The 19,030-nt window shown below is 70.0% G+C and carries 18 protein-coding genes and 1 pseudogene; 10 read left to right on the top strand and 9 right to left on the bottom strand.

Features of this window, described 5'->3' with window-relative positions; genetic code table 11:
• Positions 1 to 144: 144 nt before the first annotated feature.
• Positions 145 to 1,041 (top strand): helix-turn-helix transcriptional regulator, encoded by an 897-nt coding sequence (locus tag D892_RS0121195; protein WP_024803164.1) that lies wholly within the window; start codon positions 145 to 147, stop codon positions 1,039 to 1,041.
• Between the two features lie 218 nt (positions 1,042 to 1,259).
• Here D892_RS0121195 and D892_RS0121190 read toward each other — a convergent pair whose 3' ends face one another.
• The 5 genes from D892_RS0121190 to D892_RS0121170 form a co-directional block, all read right to left on the bottom strand.
• Entirely contained in the window at positions 1,260 to 2,180 is a 921-nt protein-coding gene (locus tag D892_RS0121190) for a S9 family peptidase (RefSeq protein WP_051499134.1), read from the bottom strand.
• Positions 2,181 to 2,278: 98 nt separating this feature from the next.
• Positions 2,279 to 4,417 (bottom strand): acyltransferase family protein, encoded by a 2,139-nt coding sequence (locus D892_RS0121185; RefSeq protein WP_024803162.1) that lies wholly within the window; start codon positions 4,415 to 4,417, stop codon positions 2,279 to 2,281.
• 341 nt (positions 4,418 to 4,758) lie between these two features.
• A complete protein-coding gene (locus D892_RS0121180) occupies positions 4,759 to 5,304 on the bottom strand; it encodes a GNAT family N-acetyltransferase (RefSeq protein ID WP_232236134.1) in 546 nt (181 codons plus the stop codon).
• Between the two features lie 43 nt (positions 5,305 to 5,347).
• Positions 5,348 to 5,659 carry a hypothetical protein gene (locus D892_RS48685; RefSeq protein ID WP_232236133.1) on the bottom strand — a complete coding sequence of 104 codons (312 nt, stop codon included), beginning with the start codon at positions 5,657 to 5,659 and terminating at the stop codon, positions 5,348 to 5,350.
• 234 nt (positions 5,660 to 5,893) lie between these two features.
• Entirely contained in the window at positions 5,894 to 6,574 is a 681-nt protein-coding gene (locus D892_RS0121170; protein WP_024803159.1) for a GntR family transcriptional regulator, read from the bottom strand.
• Positions 6,575 to 6,715: 141 nt separating this feature from the next.
• Between D892_RS0121170 and D892_RS47820 the strand changes: the two are divergent.
• From D892_RS47820 to D892_RS0121155, 4 genes and pseudogenes are all read left to right on the top strand, one after another.
• Positions 6,716 to 7,243 (top strand): annotated as a pseudogene (locus D892_RS47820) (YbhB/YbcL family Raf kinase inhibitor-like protein); the annotation flags it as partial.
• 24 nt (positions 7,244 to 7,267) lie between these two features.
• Complete coding sequence (locus tag D892_RS49650) at positions 7,268 to 7,723, top strand: SRPBCC family protein (protein ID WP_198037161.1); 456 nt, start codon at positions 7,268 to 7,270, stop codon at positions 7,721 to 7,723.
• 154 nt (positions 7,724 to 7,877) lie between these two features.
• The gene (locus D892_RS0121160; protein ID WP_024803157.1) at positions 7,878 to 8,450 is read left to right on the top strand and encodes a flavodoxin domain-containing protein; all 573 of its coding nucleotides are present in this window, start codon (positions 7,878 to 7,880) and stop codon (positions 8,448 to 8,450) included.
• Positions 8,451 to 8,655: 205 nt separating this feature from the next.
• Positions 8,656 to 9,411: an SDR family NAD(P)-dependent oxidoreductase gene (locus D892_RS0121155; RefSeq protein WP_024803156.1), complete on the top strand. Its 756-nt coding sequence runs from the start codon at positions 8,656 to 8,658 to the stop codon at positions 9,409 to 9,411.
• 198 nt (positions 9,412 to 9,609) lie between these two features.
• On the opposite strand, the gene D892_RS0121150 is transcribed toward D892_RS0121155, so the two are convergent.
• Positions 9,610 to 10,542: a TIGR03620 family F420-dependent LLM class oxidoreductase gene (locus D892_RS0121150; RefSeq protein ID WP_024803155.1), complete on the bottom strand. Its 933-nt coding sequence runs from the start codon at positions 10,540 to 10,542 to the stop codon at positions 9,610 to 9,612.
• A gap of 93 nt (positions 10,543 to 10,635) precedes the next feature.
• Here D892_RS0121150 and D892_RS0121145 point away from each other — a divergent pair, with 93 nt between their 5' ends.
• From D892_RS0121145 to D892_RS46880, 3 genes are all read left to right on the top strand, one after another.
• Complete coding sequence (locus D892_RS0121145) at positions 10,636 to 11,214, top strand: TetR/AcrR family transcriptional regulator (RefSeq protein WP_024803154.1); 579 nt, start codon at positions 10,636 to 10,638, stop codon at positions 11,212 to 11,214.
• Positions 11,215 to 11,384: 170 nt separating this feature from the next.
• Positions 11,385 to 12,902, top strand: coding sequence for a CoA-acylating methylmalonate-semialdehyde dehydrogenase (locus tag D892_RS0121140; protein WP_024803153.1), 1,518 nt, complete (start codon positions 11,385 to 11,387; stop codon positions 12,900 to 12,902).
• Positions 12,903 to 13,225: 323 nt separating this feature from the next.
• Entirely contained in the window at positions 13,226 to 13,396 is a 171-nt protein-coding gene (locus D892_RS46880; RefSeq protein ID WP_156959617.1) for a hypothetical protein, read from the top strand.
• Positions 13,397 to 13,408: 12 nt separating this feature from the next.
• Here D892_RS46880 and D892_RS0121130 read toward each other — a convergent pair whose 3' ends face one another.
• Positions 13,409 to 14,206 carry an E3 ubiquitin ligase family protein gene (locus tag D892_RS0121130; protein WP_024803152.1) on the bottom strand — a complete coding sequence of 266 codons (798 nt, stop codon included), beginning with the start codon at positions 14,204 to 14,206 and terminating at the stop codon, positions 13,409 to 13,411.
• A gap of 451 nt (positions 14,207 to 14,657) precedes the next feature.
• Here D892_RS0121130 and D892_RS0121125 point away from each other — a divergent pair, with 451 nt between their 5' ends.
• A complete protein-coding gene (locus D892_RS0121125) occupies positions 14,658 to 15,020 on the top strand; it encodes an Lsr2 family protein (RefSeq protein ID WP_024803151.1) in 363 nt (120 codons plus the stop codon).
• Positions 15,021 to 15,271: 251 nt separating this feature from the next.
• Here the strand turns inward: D892_RS0121125 and D892_RS47810 are convergent, their stop codons facing one another.
• A complete protein-coding gene (locus tag D892_RS47810; RefSeq protein WP_198036960.1) occupies positions 15,272 to 15,448 on the bottom strand; it encodes a hypothetical protein in 177 nt (58 codons plus the stop codon).
• Between the two features lie 424 nt (positions 15,449 to 15,872).
• Between D892_RS47810 and D892_RS43875 the strand changes: the two genes are divergently transcribed.
• Positions 15,873 to 16,442: a hypothetical protein gene (locus D892_RS43875; protein ID WP_156959616.1), complete on the top strand. Its 570-nt coding sequence runs from the start codon at positions 15,873 to 15,875 to the stop codon at positions 16,440 to 16,442.
• A 232-nt stretch (positions 16,443 to 16,674) separates the two neighbouring features.
• Here the strand turns inward: D892_RS43875 and D892_RS0121110 are convergent, their stop codons facing one another.
• Entirely contained in the window at positions 16,675 to 18,813 is a 2,139-nt protein-coding gene (locus tag D892_RS0121110; RefSeq protein ID WP_024803149.1) for a catalase, read from the bottom strand.
• Positions 18,814 to 19,030 lie beyond the last annotated feature (217 nt).

Below are 19,030 nucleotides of genomic sequence, written 5' to 3'. Positions count from 1 at the left end.
CGCCCATCGTGTCATCGGCCGACCGGTTGACTACCAGCAAACCCGCCCTCCCGCCGACGCCGAGCCGATTCGCCGCACAGCGGCGAGCGAGCAACTGTGACACACTCGATTCAGACACGATGACCGAACCGATTGGGAGGATCGGTGGCCCACAGCACCGGCTCCGCGTTCGCAAGCGACGAGGACGACCCCGAGGACCCGGCCTTGCTGCGCCGGATTCTGGGGGTCCGGCTGCGCAAACTCCGCCTCGCCGCGGGTATCAAAGGGGATGCGGCCGGCCGGGCGATCCGCGCCTCGCATTCGAAGATCAGTCGCTTGGAGGCCGGGTTGGTGGGATTTCGCACCACCGATGTGGAGGACCTACTGACCTGCTACGGCATCGACGACCCCGGCACCCGCGCCGAGTTCGTCGACCTGGCACAGCGGGCGAGGACGTCCGGGCGCTGGCACCTCGACACCGATCTCACGCCCCGCTGGCTCGACACCTACCTCGCCCTCGAGGATTCGGCCACCCTGCTGCGCACCTACGCGCCCGGGACGATCCCCCACCTGCTACAGACACCGGACTACGCGCGGGAGGTGTTCGGCATCTCGCATCCGGGGTGCGCCGAGGACATCCAGCGGCGGGTCGAGGTGCTCGAACAGCATCAGCGGCTGTTGACCCGGGCCGATCCGCCCCGGATCTGGGTGGTCGTCGAACAGGCCGCGTTGCGCCGGCAGCTCGGCGGCCGCACGATCTGGGGCGAGCAGCTGGACCATCTCGCCCGCGCGGCCGAACAGCCCAACATCAGCGTGCAGATCATGCCCGACCACGCGATCGGCCCGGCCATCAGCACCGTTCCGTTCACCGTGCTGCGCTTCGGCGCCACCGACCTGCCCGATATCGTGCACGTCTCGCACGCCACCGGCGCCCAGTTCCTCGACAAGCGCGGCGATGTCGACATCTACCACGCGCTCTGGGATCGACTGTGCGTCAAGGCGATTCCGCCCGAGCGCACCAGCGACCTCGTCACCGCGGCCGCCGACGGCGCCCCCCTCTGAACCCCGGCCCGCCCGGCACCGGCGTCACGGGAGCGGATGGTTCCGGAACAGCTGCCACATGCGGTTGCGTACGTCGGCGCCTCGGGCGCCGCCGGGCGATTGCATCCATGCCGCGAGCACGCCGCGACGTGCGGGTGTCGTAACGGCCCAGCGAAATCCCTCAGTTCCTGGGCGGCGTCGTTTCAGATCCCCGGCCGGGGCGAACGGGTGGCCGGTGCCTACCGCAGTCTCGCGACGTTGTCGAGGATGGTGGTGCGGGTGGTGGCCCAGGCCGCGGAATTGAGTTCGGCGAATTCGCCGTGGCCGACGCCGGGGAGGATTCGCAGGTCGGTGTCGAGGCCGGCGCGGGTGGCGGCGGCGATGTAGCGGCGGCTCTGTTCGAGTTCGACGACGCGGTCGGCGTCGCCGTGTACGGCGCTGATGTGGGTGTCGACGGGCAGGTGGGCGATGGGGGACGCGAAATCGTAGCGGTCGGGGACCTCGGCCGGGCGGCCGCCGAGCAGGGTGCGCACGAATCCGTCGCGTCCGTTGGTCGCCGCGTAGCGCAGGTCCAGCACGGCGGCCATGAGGGTGACGCTGCGGATGCGGACGGCCGAATGTGCCGCGGGGCCGGTCATTCTGTTGTGCCAGCCCGCCACCCAGGCGGCCAGCTGCCCGCCGGCGGAGTATCCGGCCAGGTGCACCCGACTCAGGTCCAGGCAGTCGCCGCAGGTGTGCTGCACCACCGTCGCCAGCGCGGCGACGGCGTCACCGGCATCGGTGAGGGTGACCGGCCAGCCACCGTCGCCCTTCATCCGCCGGTATTCGATATTCCACACCGCGACCCCGCTGTCGGCGAGCGACCGGGCCATCGGCGCGAAGCCCGCCAGCGTCCGGCTCTGCGACCAGCTACCGCCGTGGATCATCACCACCACCGGATACGGGCCGGTGCCGCCGGTCGGCAGGTAGAGATCCCCGAAGGTGTCCGCGGCGTCGCCGTAATACACGCGCCGCGGCATTCCGGGCGCGCCCGCCGCGGACTCCACCGCGACGAGGGCCGGTGACGCCGTCTCCGACGAGGCGAGACCGATGGCGATGACAACGGATACGAGCACCACTATCGCGGCCGGGCGGCGCCGACCGCGTACAACTCTCGTCACTGTGGAAACCCTCCGGATACCGCTGACCGAGCGGTCGATACCGTACCGGCCGCCGCGCCCGCCGTCACCTCTTTACCTCGTCGTGCAGGAAAGAAGCGTTACCACCAGCCGAGCACCGGCTCCAGCTGCCGGCCGAGCGGCCCGGCCAGCGAGCGCGAATAGCTGGCCGACAGGTGATGTTCGTCGTGGTAGATGAGGATGTTGCCGGCGACCGCCGGACACACCTGGGGCTCGCAGACCGCGTCGGTGAGATCGATCGGAATCACGTTCGGGAACCGTGCCGCCGCGTCGATCTCGGGATCGACCGGGTCGAGTGCGTCGGCGCGGGGCATACCGCAGCTGATCCGATCCCCGCCCGCGGCAAGGCAATCCGGGGCCTTGTGCAGCACCCCGTCGCGCCGCAGCCACGGCGTGTCCCGGATGGCGACGACGTTGAGCCCGCGGTCGGCCAGTGTCGCCCAGACATCCAGATAGTCCTGCGGTGTCTCGTCGCCGATGCCGTCGCGGGGCCGGGTGCCGGTGGTGAAGATCCAGTCGGGGCGGTCGACGCCGAGCCGATCGATCACCTCCTGCGACCAGTCCCGGCAGTCCGGGATGGGCTCCCCCTTGTAGGTGGCGTTGTCGGCGAGGGTGAGCGGGCAGCCCATCTTCAGGTACACCTGGATGCGGAAGCCGTGCTGGGCGGCCAGGATCTGCAACGCCGGAATCCAGTGCTCGGCATGGGAACTGCCGACCACGGCGAGCGTGCGGGTGGCGTTCAGGTCGCCGTAGGTGCAGGTGATGACGGCGCGGTTGTCCCAGTCCGCGATGCATCCGTCGGCGGTCGGCGGTGGCACGTCGTTCGGCGCCTTGAGCACGCTCGGCCGCATCCGCGCCGGAGGCGTCGGTGCGCCGGAGGCGAGGGCCTCGGCGCCCGGGTACTGGGTCGGCTGCACCGCCACGGCCTCCTGCTGCGGGAACTGGTCGTCGACCACCACCTGCCAGGTGCCGGCGACCGCGACGATCGCCACGGCGGCGACCGTCAGCACGCCGCCGGCCACCCGCCGGTACCGCAGCGAATCGAGCAGCGCGGTCCCCGCCGACTCGAGCACCCGGGTGCCCCCGCGCGGCCGGATGCGCAGCCGCAGCGGCTCCTCCACCCAGCGGTGGGTGGCCCAGGCCAGCAGCACCGAGCCGGCGATGACGAGCAGACCGGCGCCGAGACCGGCATGCGGCTCGTCGCGGCCGGCGAGATAGAAGATCAGGATCGGCCAGTGCCACAGGTACAGCGGATAGGAGATATCACCGAGCCGGCGGGCCCACCGGGTCGCCAGCAACCGGTTGGGCCAGGGCCGCGCATCCGGTCCGGGAGTCGTCCCCGACAGGATCACCGCCACGCATGCGAGCACCGGCAGCAGTGCGACAGGTCCGGGAAATCGGTTGGCGCCGTCGACGATCAGCCACCCGCACAGCACCACTCCGGCCACGCCCAGCCAGGCCAGCACGATTCGGACGAGCCGCGGCAACGACAGATGCGGCGCGGCCAGCGCGAGCGCCGCGCCCGCCAGCAGTTCCCAGCCCCGCGCGGCGCTGTCGTAGTAGTTCCACCCCTGATGGGTGGCCGCGCCGTGCGCGGCGTATCCGAACGAGGCGACTCCCGCGCCGAGCACGACCGCCGCCAGCACCGGCAGCAGGACGTCGGTCCGCCTCCGGCACAGCCGGGCGAGCACCGCGACGACGGCGAGGGCGGCGAGATAGAACTGTCCCTGAATCGCCATCGACCACAGATGCTGGAGCGGGCTCACCGACGGATCGGCGGCCAAATAGTCCGACCACGTCAGCGCCAGCTGCCAATTCTGGTAGTAGAACAGCGAAGCCAGCGTCTGGGCGGCGAGACCGGACCACTGGGTGTAGGGGCGCAGCACGATGCCCGCGATCACGACGGCGGTGAGCACCAGGATCATCGCCGGCAGCAGCCGCCGCGCGGTCCGGCGCAGCGTGAACAGGACGCCCACCCGACCGGATTCGGCACGGCGCAGCAGCAGGCCGGTGAAGAAGTAGCCGGACAGCACGAGGAATACGTCCACGCCGCCGGAGACCCGGCCGAACCAGACGTGGAACACCACCACCAGGGCGATCGCCACACCGCGCAGCCCGTCGAGGTCCGCGCGGTATCCGGCGGCCGGGGACCGAAAAGTACTGCCGCCGAGGCCGGGCCGGGAGGAACCGACCGCCGGGCGCGTGATCTCGCTCGTCACCGTTCCCGGCCGACCTCACCCTCGGCCACCGCGGACCTGCGTCGATCGTGAGAACGCAGGGCGGCATGAACGGAGGATGACCAAGACACGACATTTCTCTTATCACGGGCGCGAATTCGGGGCTACTTCAACAAATCTCACCACATTCCGCGACCCGGCACACCGGATCGGCTCCACCAGCACGGATATCACCGATGCGGCAAGCGGATGTGAGCCATCTCGCAACCCCGCGGCACCGCCGGTCCGACCCGGGCCTCCACGGCGGCGGCCGGATCCGGGGGCGGATGCACCGGTAACGGGCCGTGTCCCCACCGCTAGCGCAAGCTACGGGCAGGACCGGCTCAGGCCAGCTCCTTGCCGAACCAGATCTCGGCATGTTTGTTCCGGTTGTAGGGCGCAATCTCCGAATATCCGTTCCGGCGGTACAGGGCGCGAGCTTCCACCAGATCCGAGCGGGTATCCAGCACGATCCGGGTACCGCCGAGCCCAGCCGCCGCCTCTTCCGCAGCCGCCAGCAGCTCGGCCCCACCACCGGTACCGCGCCACCGAGTGCGAACGAACACCCGCGCCAACTCGATCACACCGTCTTCGATCACGCCATCTTCGATCACACCGTCGCCGAACAGGCGCAAGCCCACGCACCCGGCCGGAACCCCGGCACACCGCCCGACCAGGAACAGCCCCCGCGGCGGAACGAGGTCCTCGACCGAATCGGCGGCCAGGCCCTTCTCGATCTCGGCCGCCGTGGACCGCCGCCCCAGATACAGCAGCCGGTAGCGATCGGCGACCTCGACGTAGTAACCACGCAGCAGCCCAACGGCATCCGGATCATGCACCGACGCCGGAGCGACCTCCCACACTCGTCCGCCGTCCCCGATCGTTGCCACATCGACATTGTCCGCGACGCGCCGGGACCTTGTCGGTGCGGGCTCAATTCGACATCGGCAGGACCTGGTCGATGACGAATTCGCGGCCGCGGACTCGCGCCGGCGCGCCGGCGTCGTAGTTGGTGATGTGGCCGAGAGCGGCCGGGCGGTCGGCCGGCAGCGCCTCGAGGGCATCGAAATCCCGGAGTTCGTCGAGCACGACCCGGGAGACGACGTCGACGAGGGCGCCGTCACAGTCCCGGAGTTCGAAACAGAACGTCGGGGGCACGAGGCTCCGAATACCGTTGTCGGACACCGTAACCGGTTCGGTGATCTCCTTCGTCAGCCCGGCCCCGCCCGCCACTTCGTCAGACACTTCGTCGGTCACCGTCTACGCCCTTCGCAGCCACACCCGATGTCAGAGCCAACCTAGCGTCGGAAACCCCACGGCAATAGGGCCTTTCGGCACCCGCCACGCCGCCACCGGGGCAACGCGCCTTCGCGGGCTCCGACGCACCGGGCGCGTGCCGCGATTTCCGTGACTCGGCGCCGGAAGAGCTGCGGAGGTACCGGTTTCGAGTGCCTGGCTTCGGTCCGCAGGCCACTCGACTCACCTCGGATCGGCCAAGGCGGCGGCGGTCAGGGTGAGGTGCCGGGTCAAGGTCGCGGCGGCGGTGCCGGGGTCGCGGGCCAGGGCCGCTTCCTCCAGGCTGCGGTGTTCGTCGGCGCCGTCGCGGTCGGGGTTGCGGCGGGCCGACCAGCGGCGGGCCAATTCGCTTGCGGTCCACAGGCGGTCGAAGGTTTCCAAGAGGACCGGGTTGCCGCAGCCCTCCAGCAGGGTGCGGTGGAAGATTCGGTGCGCCTCGGACCACGCCTCGGTGTAGTACTCGCCCTCCTCCGGCGCGTACGCCGGGGTGCGGGCCAGGCGGTGGTGGGCGGCCCGGACGCGGGCCTCCCAGTCGACGTCGCCGCGCTCGACGGACAGCCGCAGCAGGGCCGGCTCGATGGTCCGGCGGGCCTCCGCGATCTCCTGCCAGCGGCGGTCGGAGAAGGCCGGGACGGCGAAGCCGCGGTTGGGCAGCCGGTCGGCGAGGCCCTCGCCGACCAATCGCACGAGCGCCTCGCGCACGACGGCCAGGCTCACGCCTCGTTCCCTGGCGAGGTCCTGCGGCCTGAGGGCAGCGCCGGGGGCGTGACCCCCGCGCATGATCGCGTCCCGGAGCTGGGCGTAGACCTGCTCGGAGAGCATCTGCTTCGCCGAGGAGTCAGAGGTGATGTCCATCCGAGTCATGTCTCCATAATAGATGATCTGAAAAATAATCGATTATCTATGCTACGGTCGATGGAACGGGCGACGCCCCACCGAGATGCCGAAGGTCCTCCGAGGGCCGAAATACCGCCGCCCCCAGCATGACTCGAAAGGAATGACGCCGTGAGCGCCAACGACCCCTTCGCCCGCCTTCCCGAGGCGGCCACCTTCACCGTCACCAGCACCACGGTCGGCGATGGCGACCCGTGGCCCGCCGAGCAGCTGTCCTCCCGTGCCCCGGGCGGCAAGGACGTCTCCCCGCAACTGTCCTGGAGCGGTGCACCGGAAGGCACCGAGAGCTACGCCGTCACCGTCTACGACCCCGACGCCCCCACCGGGTCCGGGTTCTGGCACTGGGCGGTCGCCGACATCCCCGCCACCGTCACCGAACTGCCCGAGGGCGCCGGCGACGACACCGGCTCCGGCCTGCCCGCGGGCGCCCTCCCACTGCCGAATGATGCTCGCGCGACGCGCTTCCTGGGCGCGGCCCCGCCGGCCGGGCAGGGCCGGCACCGCTACTTCATCGTGGTGCACGCGCTCGATGTCGCCTCGCTCGGCGTCCCGGCCGATGCCACGCCGGCCCTCCTCGGCTTCACCATGTCCTCGCACATCCTCGGCCGCGCGGTCCTCGTCGCCACGGCGGAAACGCCGCCCCTGCGCGAACCCACCGAGCGGATGGAGGTTTCCCGCCTCATCCCGGCCCCCGCCGACGCCGTCTTCGCGGTCCTGACCGACCCGAAGGGCCACGTCGACATCGACGCGTCGGGCATGCTCATCGACGCCGAAGGCGAACCGGTCCGGCGGGCCGGGGACCGATTCCTGGTCCACATGGACAGGGAGGCCCTCGGCGACATTCCCCTGGGCAGATACGACGTCGAGGTCGTCATCACCGCACTCGTTCCGGACGAGGAGATCGCCTGGCAGATCGAGGCCCGCGGCCGGAACCTCCGCCACACCTACGGCTACCGGCTCGCGCCCGCCGAGGAGGGCACCCTGGTCACGTCCTACTACGACTGGTCCGAGGTCGACGAGAAGATCAAGCGGCGCTTCGCATTCCCGGTGATCCCCGAGTCTTCCCTCAAGGCCACCCTCGGCATCCTCGAGCGCACCGTCCGCCGCCGCGCCGCCTGATGGGTCGGGGCGGAAGCAGCCAGCGTGCGTAACCACGCAGGCCCCCCAGCAGGCGCAGACAACACCGCCCGACCGGGCGACCGGCGACGAAGGTCGGTCGTCGTGACCCCGGAAGTCCCTGTCGTGCGGGCGCGGCACGGCGGAGCGTTGGGGGATGACCATCGACCGTTCCGAACGCACCGAACATACGGTGCTGATCGCCTACGCCAGCGCCAACGGCTCCACCGCCGAGATCGCGGAGTTCATCGGAGAGCGCATGCGTGACAAGGGTTTACACGTGCGCGTCGCCCCCGTGTCGGAGAATCCCGATCCGGCCCGGTTCGAGGCGGTGGTGCTGGGCAGCGCCGTGCACAACGGTGAGTTCCTGCCCGAATTCGCCGAGTACACCGAGCGGCACGGCCTGGCCCTGCGGATGCGGCCGGCGTGGCTGTTCAGCGTCGGCATGGGTCCCGCCCTGCGCGGACCGCTCGGCGCGCCGCTGCGGCATTTCATCCCGCCCGCCATCGCCGACATACGGAAGCACCTGTGCGCCTTGGGCTACCGGTCCTTCGCGGGCGTGCTCCCCCGTCCCGACGACCGGCGGACCCGAATCATCGTGCGGCTGCTCGGCTGCCGGTTCGCCGACCTCCGCGACTGGCCCGCCGTCTCCGCCTGGGCCGACTCGCTCGCGATCTGGATCGACGCCCGGCTGCCGCAAGCCCCGTTTCCGGCCGTGCGCGAGCCCTGACGAACCGAGCCGGGCAACGAACCGGTATCCGACTGCCACGTCGCACCCTTCCCGTGCCGATACCGGCACCCGGGCGGGAAACCGCGTCCGGCCAACAGTTCCCTCACCGCACGCCCCGACCAGCGAATATCTGGCTACACTCAGTCGAGGATTCTGACGGCCCGGAAGATCGATGCGCGCGACGAAACTCTGAGAGGAGTCGGACATGGCGGTATACGACGTGGCAGATCGATCGGCGATCGTGAGCGGGGGTGGCTCCGGCATCGGTCGCGCCGTGGCGCTCGAGCTGGCGCGCAGCGGCGCGGCGGTGCTGGTGTTCGATCTGAACGCGGCGCACGCCGCCGCGGTCGCCGAGGAGATCCGGGCCGCGGGCGGCGCCGCCGCCCCGTTCGACGGCGACGCCTCGGACCCGGATACCGTGCGCCGCAGCGTCGCGGCGGCCGGGGAGCTCGGGCCGCTGCGGATCGCGGTCAACAACGCCGGCGTCGGCGGCGAGAGCAAGCCGATCGGCGAGTACTCGACCGAGAGCTGGCGCAAGGTGTTGTCGATCAACCTCGACGGCGTCTTCTACGGCCTGCGGGAACAGCTGCCCGTCGTCGCGGCGGCGGGCGGCGGGTCGATCATCAATATGGCGTCGATCCTCGGCAGCGTGGGATTCGCGAATTCGTCCGCCTACGTCACCGCCAAGCACGGCCTGCTGGGCCTGACCCAGAACGCCGCGCTCGAGTACGCGCCGCAGGGCGTGCGGGTCACGGCCGTCGGCCCCGGTTTCATCGAGACGCCGCTGCTGGCCGACACCATGGACGCTGATGCCAAGAAATTCCTGGCCGACAAGCACGCGCTCGGCCGCCTCGGCACCCCCGAGGAGGTCGCGGGCCTGGTCGCCTTCCTCGCCAGCGACGCCGCCACCTTCATCACCGGCAGCTACCACCTGGTCGACGGCGGCTACACCGCCCAGTAGCCCGATCAGGGCCGGCACCAACACAATCGGCGCGGGCCGCCGAGGGGACTCGGCCACCGCGAGCAGGACGGTTGCGTCCGCACGACCGCCCGCCGCGGCACCGACCGGCTACTCCGCATCGGCGCCGTGGCAGGGTCCGCCGGCGGTGCCCGAGCGAGGCGAGCCGTTCCGGAATTCGACCATCGCGAGCTCCCGTCCTCACGACCGTGAATCGGCAAATCCGAGCGCGGCCAGCCGGCGCCACTCCGTGATCGGCGCCGTGGCCTGGTCCGCCGTCAGCACCTGGAGGCAGACGTGATCGGCGCCAGCCTCGAAGTGGGCGCGGATCCGGGCGTCGACAGCGTCCAGCGCCGCCGGCCCGCCGCCCGCCACCAGCGCGTCCACCACCCGGTCACTCGGCCGGCCGGTCAGTTCGTCGGGCCGATAACCGAGCCGGAGCATATTCCGGGCGTACGCTCCGCCCCCGGCGAGGTACGCGCCGACATGGGACCGCGCGATATCGCGAGCGCCGTCGGCGTCCGATTCCAGCACCACCGCCTGCTCGACGGCGAGCAGCGCATCGGGCCCCAGCCGGCTGCGGGCGGCGCGGGTGTGCGCGACCGGAACGAAATACGGCAGCGCACCCGCGGTGCGTGCGGCGGCGAGGTCGAGCATCCGCGGCCCGAGCGCGGCCAGCACTCGACGAGAAGGGGCGGCGGGGGCCGGGCTCTGTAGCGGCACGGCATCCATCGCGTCGAGGTAGGCGCTCATCGTCCGGACGGCGCGGCCACCGGACGGAACGCGATAACCGAGATGAACCAGCGGCCGATCGTCGACTCGATGCCCGCCCAGACCGAGCACGAAACGACCCGGATAGGCCTCGGCCAGCGATCGTTCCGCGGCGGCCATCGCGATCGGATCGCGCAGGAAGATGTTCGCGATCCCGGTGCCGACCGTGAGCCGGTCGGTCGCGCCGAGCAGCAGTGCCGCCTGCACGAACGGGTTCCGGCCGAAACCCTCGCCGATCCACAGGGTGGCGAAGCCGAGCTCGTCGATCTCCGGGGCGAGGTCGCGCACCCGCGCGGCCGGCTGTGCGTCCCATGCCGTGGTCCAGAGGCCGATCCGGCCGATCCGACCGATTGCAGTGTCCATGCGTTCCTCCGAAGATTAAAGTGAGACCCTCTCACATTACTATAGTGAGGGGTACTCACATTGGCGAGTTATCATGGGCGCGAGGAGATATCGTTGACAAGAGAGGCCGGGGGACTACGCGCCGATGCGCGCCGCAACCGCGAGCAGTTGCTGGCGGTGGCCGATGCCGCGTTCCGCAGGCACGGCGTGGGAGCGTCGCTGGCGGAGATCGCGCGGGCGTGCAATATCGCGATCGGCACGCTGTATCGACACTTCCCCACGCGCGACGCCCTGCTGGAGGCGCTGTTGCACGACCGGGTCGAGGATTTGCACAGGCTGGCGGAACGACTCGGCGATGCGCCGGATCCGGCGGAGGCACTCATCACGTGGCTGCAGGAGTTCGGCCGGTGTTCGTCGACCTACCGGGGTTTGCCGGAGTCGGTCGTCGCCGTCGCGACGGATGCGCGATCCGATCTGCGTGCGAGCGTGATGAGCATGCACAACGCGGCCGGTGCGCTGCTGGCCCGGGCGCAGGAGGGCGGCGCGGTCCGGCGCGACGTCACCCGGTCCGAGGTATTCGCCCTGGCCTGTGGTGCCGCGACCGCGAGCCAGTACGGCGACGCCGACCCGGACCGGCTGCTGCGGCTGGTCGCCGAGGGCCTGCGCCCGCCGCCCGCCGATACGGCAAGCTGAGGCCGGCCGCCGAATGGCCGGACCGGCCGGTCGATCCGCGGCCCCTGGGAACTGCGGGGCGATCGTGACGTTAAGGATATTCTCCTAGAATGAGAATGACATTAACGCAGGAGCCGTGATCCGATGACGTCGCGCGCACCGCGCCCGACCCGACCACCCGATGAGGCACCATGACTTCCCCCACCGAGATCGGCCACTGGGTCGACGGAAAACCGTTCGCCGGAACCTCCTCGGTGACCGCACCGGTCACCAACCCCGCCACCGGGCAGGTCACCGGCCGGGTCCGGATGGCCGGCGGCACCGACGTGCGCACCGCCGTCGAGTCCGCCGCCGCCGCATTCCCGGCATGGCGCGACACCTCCCTGGCCAAGCGCGCCGCCCTCCTGTTCCGCTTCCGCGAACTGCTCAACGCCCGCAAGCCCGAGCTGGCCGCGATCATCACCGCCGAACACGGCAAGGTGCTCTCCGATGCGCTCGGCGAGGTGAGCCGCGGCCAGGAGGTCGTCGAATTCGCCTGCGGCATACCGCATCTGCTCAAGGGCGGGTACACCGAGAACGCCGCGACGAAGGTCGACGCGTACACCGTGCGGGCGCCGCTCGGCCCGGTGGCGATCATCTCGCCGTTCAACTTTCCCGCCATGGTGCCGATGTGGTTCTTTCCGCTCGCCGTCGCCGCGGGCAACACCGTGGTGCTGAAGCCCAGCGAGAAGGATCCGTCGGCCTCGCTGTGGATGGCGCAGCTGTGGGCCGAGGCGGGCCTGCCGCCGGGAGTGTTCAATGTCGTCCAGGGGGACAAGACGGCCGTGGACGAGCTGCTCACCGACCCCGGGATCAAGGCGGTGTCGTTCGTCGGCTCCACCCCGATCGCGCAGTACGTGTACACGACGGCCACCGCGACCGGTAAGCGCGTCCAGGCGCTCGGCGGCGCCAAGAATCACGCCGTGATCCTGCCCGACGCCGATCTGGACCTCGCCGCCGATGCCATGGTGAACGCCGGATTCGGCTCCGCCGGCGAGCGGTGCATGGCGATCTCGGTCGCGGTGGCGGTCGGTGACGTCGCCGACGACCTCGTCGACCGGATCGCCCGGCGCACCCGCACGCTGCGCACCGGCGACGGCCGCGCCGAGGCGGATATGGGCCCGCTGGTCACCGCGGCCCACCGCGACAAAGTGGGCGGGTACATCGACGCGGCGGCCGCCGCCGGCGCCACCCTCGTCGTGGACGGCCGCGGCATCACCGGCGACGACGGCGGCACCGGAATCGATGTCTCGCAAGGGTTCTGGCTCGGCCCCACCCTCCTCGACCACGTCACCCCCGAGATGAGCTGCTACCGCGACGAGATCTTCGGCCCGGTGCTGTCGGTGGTCCGCGTCGACACCTACGACCAGGCCCTCGACCTGATCAACGCCAACCCGTACGGCAACGGCACGGCCATCTTCACCAACGACGGGGGCGCCGCCCGGCGCTTCCAGAACGAGGTCGAGGTCGGGATGATCGGCATCAACGTGCCCATCCCCGTGCCGATGGCCTACTACAGTTTCGGCGGGTGGAAGAGTTCCCTGTTCGGCGACACGCACGCGCACGGCACCGAAGGGGTCCACTTCTTCACCCGCGCCAAGGCCGTCACCAGTCGCTGGCTCGACCCCAGCCACGGTGGCCTGAATCTGGGGTTCCCACAGAACGACTGAGGCCCGGACATACGGCGGAGCCCGGTCTCGGGCCCGCCGACCCGGTTCACAGCAACCACACAGCGAGTCTCCAGGTGCCTCGCGTCCTGCGCTCATACGGTTGTCACCGACGATTCCGCCGCGGATTCGACGGCACGAAGGACGCCCATGAGCAGCCGGTCCGGACGATACGAGGCGCACGAACACGATCTCGGTCTCGCGCACGACATTCGGGTCATGAACCGCCGCAGGGCCCTGCTGTGCTTCGGCGCCGCCGGGTCGCGACGGTCGCCGCGGGCTGCGCTCGACGGCGACAATGTCTTCGGTGACGGCTGGACCGCCGAATGGCCACTGTCACGGGCACACCCGCCGATGGCATGGCCATCGCCATCACCGTCGGCGTGGCCGAGAAGTCGCAGAGTGTGGCGAACGACGTGCCGCCCGGTCCGGGTGGGCCCGGCGGCCGGGACGGCCCCGGCGGAGCGGGTGACGGCGCACCGCCGTCGAGCCGCTGACCCGCCGAAGACTCAGGCCACGGCCGTCACGATGCCGCCGATGAGCGTGGCGGCCGCGAGTACGGCGGCGGCGATCACGCCGGCGACCCAGAGTTTGTGGTGCTTGGTCGCCTCCTCGCGGAGCTCGCCCTCGGTGCGGGTGGAGATGATGAAATGTCCGCCGCGCTCGGGCTTTCCGATCACCAGCGGGCCGATCCTGTCGTGCACCTCGCCCAGGATGTAGAGGCGATGGCCGAGGGGAATGATCCATTCCTTGTACTCGTAGCCGATGGTGGTGTCACCGCCGCCGGTCAGCACCTGCGACAGCATGCCGAGCAGCTGATTGCCGGAATCCTCGCCGCGGTGCGGCTCGAACCGGTTCACGGTCTGGACCGCGCCGTCGGGGGCGGTCCCGTTCGGGTCGACGCCCAGCGTCCGGCCCTGGCCGTCGATGAGCGCGAAGCCCTGCCACGAATTCTGCTCGGCAACCTTCTCCGACCGGCGCCTGCTGGTCCGGCGGCCGTTGCGGTGCTCGATGTCCTCGTAGTGCCGGTCGACCCGATACCGGTACCAGACGCACTCGGTCTGCGACAGCTCCGCCACCAACGGACCGTCGGGGTGCGGATGCGCCGCACCCGACACCTCACTGGTCTTGCGGAAACCTCCGCGCGCACCCAGTTCGTCGGAGACCTGCCGGAACTGTTCCAGCTCCGGAATCGACAGCTCCTCGGCGCCGATCATCGCGATCAGTTTCCCCCGCAGCCGCGACAACTGATACAGGCCGAACCCGGCCACGACGCAGGCCAGAGCCGCGACGATGAACCACCACATTCTCGATTCCCTCCCGCTCCGGAACACCACAGCACCTCAACACCACAGCACCTCGTCCCGGCCCTGCTGCCGAGGAGTATAGGCAGCGAGCAGCCGTCGAGACACCCGCCGGTTCCGAGGGTGCCGCCGATGCGGGCCGTCGAGGCGGGCCGGTGGCGAGCGCACGGCTATCTCGACGAGAGCGGACTATCCGCGCCGACGGAGCAGTGCGGTCGACCCGAATGCATGGGCGCTGTCGCGGGTCTCGACTTCACCTGGCAGGGCCTTTCTCCCCGCCTCGCGACCGAACCGTGGATGTGTTGTTCGGAAACACTCGAACCCCGGGGGAAAAGGCCGAAGTCTTGTCCACCCGCGACCGAACCGGTGTTTCCCGGGCACCGGGGTAACCGAGGCATCCGGACAAACTTCTTCGATTTGCGAAAGCCAATACAATGGGTGCTAGTCTTGTTCAATGGCTAAGAAGACAATTGTGGAAACCTTCGATGACCTGAATGGCGAGCGAATCGATAGCGATATCGTCCCGAACCCGACGATCCGCTTCGCGGTCGATGGCGTGGAGTACGAAATCGAACTCGGTGCCGAGAATCGCGACAAGTTCTACACGGCATTCGAGCCCTACGTCAAAGCGGCCCGCAAGGTGGGTGGCCGCCGCCCGCGGCGCGTCGGCGCGACCAACGGAAATGGGTCCGCGAGCGTCGACAAGGCAGAGGTGATCAAGATCCGCGATTGGGCGCAGGCGACCGGCCGTAAGGTTTCGACTCGCGGGCGGCTGCCGAAAGAACTCGTCGACGCGTACCGGCAGGCGAATTCCTGATCGGCGGGCGCGGGCGCGGGAAATCCCGCCGAGCCTCCGGTTGCCACGAATTTCCAGGTCAGCGCGGAACGCCACGATCGAGGCGGCACGGTGACGAACAGCCGCCTCGCGTGGCCCCGAACTTCTCGGCGGGGTAGCCGCCTATTCGATCAGCGCCGGCGCGACCGGTACCAGCAGGTCCACCAGCTCGCCCGCCGGCGGCCGCGGATCCATCAGCAGCCACTCGTGCGCAACGCCGTTGACGGTGCCGATCAGCGCTGCTCACCAGCGCCGTCCCGCCGCGGATCCGGGTACCCGGCCCGCCGATCCGGGACGGCCATCTCCACCAAGGTCGCCCACGCATAGCGCCGTTCGCGGCGATGCCGCTCCCTCCGATCGCTCACGCCGCCCGCTGCCGCCACCAACACGTTCTCGCGCGTGTCGAACACCTCGTACCGTATCCGAGCGGTTCGGCACCGCACCGGACGGGAAATCCAATTACCGACCAATTGGTCTGAGATAACGGATCAGTTGCTACTGATCGGAAATATCCCTCGCTCCGGTCGGCCGCCGATAAACTGGCGACCGTCCCCGGGTGCCCCGGGGATTCTCCACCGGGTGATCCGCGGTAGCCCAAGCCGCTGGTCACTTGCTGTACTGCAGTCCGATGAGGCCCGAGGTCGAACCGTGTTCCCTCGGGCCTCATCCTCCAGTTCCGGCTTCTCGGGTCCCGGGGTTGCGGGACGGCGCCCCGCGACACCGAATCCCGATCACCGAACGTGTCCGCGGTGGAATTACCGCCGCCGAGCGGGGTATCACCGAAGCGGACGACGAGAATCCCGCCCCACGACGACAACGGGAGAGGTGATCGAGGTGTCGGACTATCCCTCGATCGGCGTCCGCATGCTGCGGACCGCGCCCTGGAGCGCCAACCCGCTGATGCGGCCCGCGGACCGCGCCCTGGCCGTCCTCCGCGTGCTCGCGGTGCTGGCGTGCCTGCTGGCGATCCCGCTGGCCGGCGCGATCGGCACCGCCGTGTACGGCGACCACTCCGAACGGATCCGCTTCGAGCGGGCCACCAAGGTCCGGACCACCGCGACCGTGATCGACGACCCGGCGCCGGTGCGGACCGACCGCGGCACCCAGGCCCGGGTGCGATGGGACCACGGCGGCCGCGGCGGCGAGGCCACCGTGCCGATCCCGGCCACGGCCTCCCGCGGCGACCAGGTTCCGCTGTGGCTCGACACCCACGGCTACCCCACCGAACCGCCGGTGTGGCCCGGTGCCGCCGCGGTCGCCGGATTCGGCGCCGCCGCCGGAATGATCACGGCGACGGCTCTGCTCGGGTCCGGCATCTGCGCCGCGGCCGACCGCATCCTGCTCCGGCACCAGACCCGCTTGCTGGATACCGAATGGCGCCAGTTCAGCCCCGGACACCACTGATCGCCGCCGCGACCGCACGGTTCGGATCGAGCCCGCACCGGAGCACGCCCCTCGGCACCGGAGCGCGCCCCTCGGCGAAACCATCATCGCCGGCGCCGAAACTGCCCTTGGTCGAACTCTGCCCGTCGAACTCTGCCCATGTTCGAACTACGCCGGACCTGAGCCCTCGGACCGGAGCGGCCAACGGGCGCCCTCGGACCGGAACGGCCGACGGGCCGGAACCGTCGGGCGCTCACGCCGGAACGGTCGAGGCCACCCGGCCCCACACCCGGTGACCGGCCAGCGCGGCGGCGAACTCGGCGACGAACCGCTCGGCGAGATCCGCTCCGCCGCTGTCGGTGACGACCACGCCGTTGCTCTCGCGGACGCCCGGTTCCGCCGGGGTGTCGGGGCCGATGCCGGCGATGCGCAGCACCGTGGCGCCGGAGCCGAAGGCGGCGATCGGCTTGGCGTGCTTGTACGCCTCCAGCAGGAAGTGGATGGCGGAACCGTTGTAGCCCAGGGTATTCGCCGACTTGTTCCCGCCGGGTACCAGGACGGCGTCGTAGAGAACCGATGCGGTGGTGAGGATCGTGCGGTCCACCGCCAGGTCGCTGCCGTCCTCGCCCTGTACCGAACCACCATGTGGCCCCACGGTTTCGGCAATGGCCCCGCGGGCGCCCAGCAGTTCGCGCAACCGCCCGATGCCCGCGGCGTCCACCCCGTCGTCGACCAGGATCGCTATCCGGCGGGTCTCGATCGTGCCCAGCTCGGTAGTCGTCTGCGACAGGGCCGGGGAGACGAACGCGTCGCCGAGGTCTCGGTGCTCCGCGGGGGCGGGCAGGCCCAGCTCGCCCGCGACCCGGGTGGCCAGATCCGCGTCGATCAACGTCAACTGATCGACGACACGCCGGCGGATGCCGAGGGTGTCGACCTTGCCGAGTTCGAAGGCGAACGCCGAGACGATGTGCTCGGCCTCGTGTGCGGACATGCTGCGCCAGAACATCCGGGGCTGCCGGTAGTGGTCGCGAAAACTGTCGGCGCGCTTGCGCATGGCCGTTCCCGACAGCGACTCCGGATGGTGCCGGAAGCCGTCTGCGCTCAGGGCCGGGCACCCGCCGCCCAGCGAGTTCTCCGTATAGCTCGCGCGGCCCTGCGGGATCGCGTGCTGCCCGTAGCCGTCCTGCTGATGGTTGCGGACGTCGGCGAGGGGCCGATTGATCGGCAATTGCGCGAAGTTGGGCCCGCCCAACCGGATCAGCTGGGTATCGAGGTAGGAGAAGTTGCGCAGCTGCAGCAGCGGATCGTCGGTGAAGTCGATGCCCGGCACCACGTTCGCGGTATGAAAGGCGACCTGCTCGGTCTCGGCGAAGAAGTTGTCCGGGTTGCGATCGAGCACCATCCGGCCGACCGGCAGCACCTCGACCTGCTCCTCGGGGATGATCTTCGTCGGGTCCAGCAGGTCGAAATCGAAGTCGTGCTCGTGCTCCTCGGGAACCAGCTGAACGCCCAGTTCCCACTCCGGATACTGTCCGGCCTCGATCATGTCCCACAGGTCGCGGCGGTGGAAATCCGCGTCCCGGCCCGCGATCTGCTGACACTCGTCCCACAGCAGTGAATGCGTGCCGAGCTTGGGCGTCCAGTGGAACTTGACGAAAGTGCTCGCGCCCGCGGCATTCACGAGCCGGAAGGTATGCACGCCGAAGCCCTGCATCATGCGGTAGCTGCGCGGCAGCGCCCGGTCCGACATCAGCCACATGATGGCGTGCAGCGTCTCCGGCTGCAGCGATACGAAGTCCCACAGCGTGTCGTGTGCGGAGGCGGCCTGCGGAATCTCGTTGTGCGGCTCGGGTTTCACCGCGTGCACGAAGTCGGGGAACTTGATCCCGTCCTGGATGAAGAACACCGGGAAGTTGTTGCCGACGAGGTCGTAATTGCCCTGTGCGGTATAGAATTTCGTCGCGAAACCGCGCACGTCGCGCACCGTGTCGGCCGAACCGCGCGAACCCGCCACCGTCGAGAACCGGACGAACACGGGGGTGCGGACCTCGGGCCGGGCGAGGAACTCGGCCACGGTGAAATCGGCCATCGAATCGTCGTAGGGCTGGAAGTACCCGTATGCGCCCGCGCCGCGCGCGTGCACCACCCGCTCCGGAATGCGCTCGTGATCGAAGTGTGTGATCTTCTCCCGAGCGTGGAAGTCCTCCAGCAGGGTCGGACCGCGCTCGCCGACCTTCACCGCATCGTCGGTGTTGTCGACCCGCACGCCCTGCTGGGTGGTCAGCTTTCCCTGCCGCCGATCCACCCGGTACCCGTCGAGCTGCTCGTCCTTCACGTCCTGCTCGTGCTCAACATCCCGGCCCGGTCGGCCGTCCTCGGATGATCCGCCCACGGTCGCCTCCTCGGTAGAGTGCCCCCGCTGCGCGGCTGCCCGGTGCGACGGTGCGTAAACATCCGCGCTCTCCCGGTCGTCTCCGCCACGACATGCGCAGGCACGTCCGAGGCCGACGGCGCCCGCGGGACCGGCACGTGGACCGATTGCCCCTGCGGCCGGGCTGTGGGCGAGTTCTGCTCGAGCGGATTCGACCGTCTGGCAAAGGTTTCGGCGA

The organism is Nocardia sp. BMG51109, from assembly GCF_000526215.1.
Lineage (GTDB): Bacteria > Actinomycetota > Actinomycetes > Mycobacteriales > Mycobacteriaceae > Nocardia.
Note: the sequence above shows the minus strand (reverse complement) of the source record. Positions and strands in the feature narration are given on the sequence as shown.